This window comes from Christiangramia sp., assembly GCF_029937855.1.
Classification (GTDB): domain Bacteria; phylum Bacteroidota; class Bacteroidia; order Flavobacteriales; family Flavobacteriaceae; genus Christiangramia.
On record NZ_JAPYPC010000025.1, the window covers coordinates 61,086 to 65,283 of the forward strand.

At 37.3% G+C, this 4,198-nt stretch carries 2 protein-coding genes; one reads left to right on the forward strand and one right to left on the reverse strand.

Annotation, left to right across the window (positions count from 1 at the left end):
* Positions 1-24 precede the first annotated feature (24 nt).
* Positions 25-3,009: a DNA polymerase III subunit alpha gene (locus Q1K34_RS13165; RefSeq protein WP_300439732.1), complete on the forward strand. Its 2,985-nt coding sequence runs from the start codon at positions 25-27 to the stop codon at positions 3,007-3,009.
* Positions 3,010-3,311: 302 nt separating this feature from the next.
* Here Q1K34_RS13165 and Q1K34_RS13170 read toward each other — a convergent pair whose 3' ends face one another.
* Positions 3,312-3,965 carry an SDR family oxidoreductase gene (locus Q1K34_RS13170; protein WP_300439735.1) on the reverse strand — a complete coding sequence of 218 codons (654 nt, stop codon included), beginning with the start codon at positions 3,963-3,965 and terminating at the stop codon, positions 3,312-3,314.
* Between the last annotated feature and the right edge of the window lie 233 nt (positions 3,966-4,198).

Genomic DNA, 4,198 nt, shown 5'->3' on the forward strand with positions numbered 1-4,198 from the left:
TAATTGATAATTGTAGATTGATAAATGTACTTAAACTGCCATACATATTACTCTTTACGCTACGGCACCATGCCCACAAAAGAGCTATGTGAACTGGCAAAACAAAATGGAGTACAACAACTCGCCGTTACCGATATTAATAATACCTCAGCCTGCCTTGAATTTTTGAAAATGACCAAAGGCACAAATCTTAAACCCCTGGTAGGAATAGATTTCAGGAATGGAGTAGATCAACAATATGTAGGAATTGCTAAAAACAATAATGGCTATCGCCAATTAAATGAACACCTTTCCTTTCATCTCCATGCTAAACAGGATTTTAAACCGGAAGCTCCCCTTCTACAAGATTGTTTTATAATTTATCCGCTGGAAAAAATCATCAGCCAAAAGAAAAAAGATTTTCAAGAGAATGAATTTATCGGGGTTTCCACAGCGAGTCTTGGAAAACTAAAGTTTTCAGCCTACCTGAAAATGCAAGACAAACTGGTCATTCTCCAAAACGTCAGCTTCAGAAATAAAAAAGATTATAACGCCCACCGACTATTACGTGCTATAGACAACAATATTCTTTTAAGCAAACTTTCTGAAAGTGAACAGGGCGCCATTTCAGATAAAATGCTTCCCATAACGGAACTTGAAAAAAGATTTGAAGAATTTCCGCAAATCTGGGAAAATACCCAAAACCTTATTGATCGTTGCGAAGTAAATTTTGAATTTGGACGTGAGCAAAACCGCAATTTAAAGGTGGCAGGAACCAGTAAGAAAGGAGATGAAGAAAAACTAATCAGGCTCTGTTATGAAAAACTGCCGCAAAGATATCCAGAGAAAAAAGAAGAAGTCTATGTCCGGTTAAAAAAAGAACTTGAGGTGATTATAAAGCTGAAATTCGTTTCTTATTTTTTGATCAATCTTGATATTGTGAACTACGCACGCTCCCAAAATTATCCATTTGTGGGTCGTGGTAGCGGAGCGAACTCTATAGTTGCCTATATTCTGGGAATCACCAATGTAGATCCTATTGAACTGGATCTCTATTTTGAACGTTTTATAAATCCCAACAGAAGTTCTCCGCCCGACTTTGATATAGATTTTTCCTGGAAAGACCGGAATGATGTAACAGCTTATATTTTCAGAACCTATGAGCATACTGCATTAATGGGCACCTATGTGACATTTAAAAGCAGGGCTGTTGTAAGAGAATTAGGCAAAGTATTTGGACTCCCTAAAGAGAATATTGATAGATTATCTTCAGGTTTTTTTACTATTGATGAACTGGATCACCTGGAAAAACTGGTGTTAAGATACAGCAGATTGATCGATGGTTTCCCAAATTATCTCAGTGTTCACTCCGGCGGAATTCTGATTTTGAATGATTCTGTATTCAACTATGCCGGTACTTTTTTACCGCCCAAAGGTTTTCAAACTATCCAGATTGATATGAATATTGCCGAAGAGGTGGGTATTCACAAATTTGATATTCTCGCTCAACGCGGACTTTCCAAAATTACCGATGCCCTTGAGATCATAAAGCAAAATCAGCCTCATGCTAATATTGAGGAAATGGAAAATATAGAGGTTTTTAAAAATGATCCAGCCATCAACGAACTTTTAAAAACCGGAGACTGTATGGGAGTTTTTTATGTGGAGTCACCGGCCATGCGCGGATTGCTTACCAGGCTACAAACCGATAATTACATGAATCTGGTAGCTGCAAGTTCTGTAATAAGACCAGGAATTTCCAGTGCTGGGATGAAAGAAGAGTTTATTCGCCGCCATCGTGACCCGGAACTTAGAAAACAGGCACATCCAGTGATGTTAGAGATTATGGAGGATACATACGGGGTAATGGTTTACCAGGAAGATGTAATGAAAGTAGCCTACAAATTTGCAGGCCTGGACCTGGATGATGCAGATGTACTTCGCCGTGGAATGAGCGGAAAAAAAACTTCCAAAGGGCAGATGGAGAAAATCGAAGAAACTTTCCGAAGAAATTGTAAGCAGCGGGGTTACAGTATAGATCTTACCAATGAAGTCTGGGAACAGATATCTTCTTTTGCCGGTTATGCATTTCCGAAGGGACATTCAGCTTCTTATGCCGTGGAAAGCTACCAGAGTTTATACCTGAAAAAGTATTTTCCCCTGGAATTTATGGTTGCCGCCATAAATAATGGAGGCGGGTTTTATGATCTACAAACCTATATTCAGGAAATAAGAAATTGCGGAGGTAAAATTCATGCGCCCTGTATAAATAAAAGCGACCACCCCAATACTATTTATAAAAAAGATATTTACCTGGGTCTTGGATACATTAAAGAGTTGGAAGTTAAAACCATTCAGCAAATTTTGGAAAACAGGCAATTTTTTGGTGCATTTAAGTCCCTGGATGATTTTATAGACCGAATTCATATTTCTATTGAACAGTTAAGTCTTTTATTGAAGAGCAATGCGTTTAGATTTACCGGAATAGATAAACATGAATTGCTGTGGAAGGCATATTTTAAACTGCATAAAAGTAAGCCAAAGATTAGTCAGGCTTTATTATTCAAACCTCAGCATCGTGATTTTGAACTTCCAGAATTTGAATATTCATTATTAACCGAAGCTTATGACCAGATGGAACTTCTTGGATTCCCCCTTTGTAATCAGTTTGATCTATTAAAAGATTCTATTACCAATACTATTACTGCTGAAGATCTAAAAAATTATATCAATCAGGAAATAGAAATCTACGGAAACCTGATAAACTCCAGGAAAATCGGAACCTCTAATGGAAAATACATGTATTTTGGAACCTTCTACGATCAGGACGGAGGTGTCTTTGATGTGGTGCTTTTTCCTAAAGTTGCTGAAAAATACCCGCTCAGGACCCGGGGAATCTATAAATGCTTTGGCAAAGTGATGTATGACCTTGGTTATATTTCTCTAGACATTAGATGGGTTGCCCGGCAGGCGACGCAAACAGATCCGAGGTTGGTGAAAACTGGTTTTAAGACCGGAACTACTGATTAGTCGAGTGTATTTCCTCATGTCCTACCTTGCAGTTATAATCTGGAAGGTTTATTTATATAATTACAATAGTATCCGATAAAAATTTTAAGGAACAAATCAGAAACCCGGAATTTTCAATAGTTTAAAGCGTTTTACTACTATCTATGCCCTGCATTTACAATTTTTTGAATGTGATCTTGAAAGACACAATTTCCAACTTCTTTCATTTATCAGTCAGTTAAGTTCAAATCTAGCTTCTTATTTCTAAAAGCGAATCCATCTAATTTCTTTAACCAGACATGAGTGATCTACTTATAAAAGATTTATGCTAACTGACTCAGTTCTATCAAAGCAGTTTTAATGGACTCTTCTCCTTCAATAGCTTCAAAAGTCACATTCTTTACTAAAGGATCTGCCAGTGACATTACCAGAATAAAAGCGACATCATCTCTGGAAATCTCACCTCGCTCATTAAGAGAATCTTTGGCAACCTTTACTTTTGCAAGTCCAAGATCGTCTGTAAGGGTTCCTGGACGCACAATGGTATAATTTAGTCCGCTATCTCTTAAATATTCATCAGCTTCCTTTTTAGCTTTCAGGTAATGTTTTAAATCTTCATTTTTTGAAGGTTCATCAGCTCCCATGGCACTTAGCATGACGAATTTTTTGACATTTGCATTTTTAGCGGCATCTATCAGTTTTTTTGCGCCTTCAAGATCTACGGCAATGGTCTTGTCTTTTCCCGTACTTCCACCGGAACCTGCTGCAAAGATCACTTTGTCTATGCCTTTCATGGTATGGCTTACATCACCTTCCAGATCTCCCATCACGGCTTCTACTTCCATATCTTCAAACTGCTGACGTTGTTCTTCTTTTCTAATCAGCGCAAGCGGATTAAAACTTTCAGAATTATTAAGGATCTCGATTACCCTTTTTCCTGTATGACCGGTAGCCCCGGCGATTAATATATTTTCCATAAAATTGTGTTCTTTTTTAGTTTTAACAAGATAAGGAGGAATAGAAAGAATGCCCAGCATGATCACTGGAATAACAGTATATTAACAAGTTGTAGTTTATAGTTCGTAGGCGTAGTTCCAGTTTCCAGTTTCCAGTTTCTAAAGAGAAACCCTATACATTAAGCTAAAATTTATAAATTTACTAACTACTAACTACTAACTACTAACTACTAACTACTAACTACTAACTACTA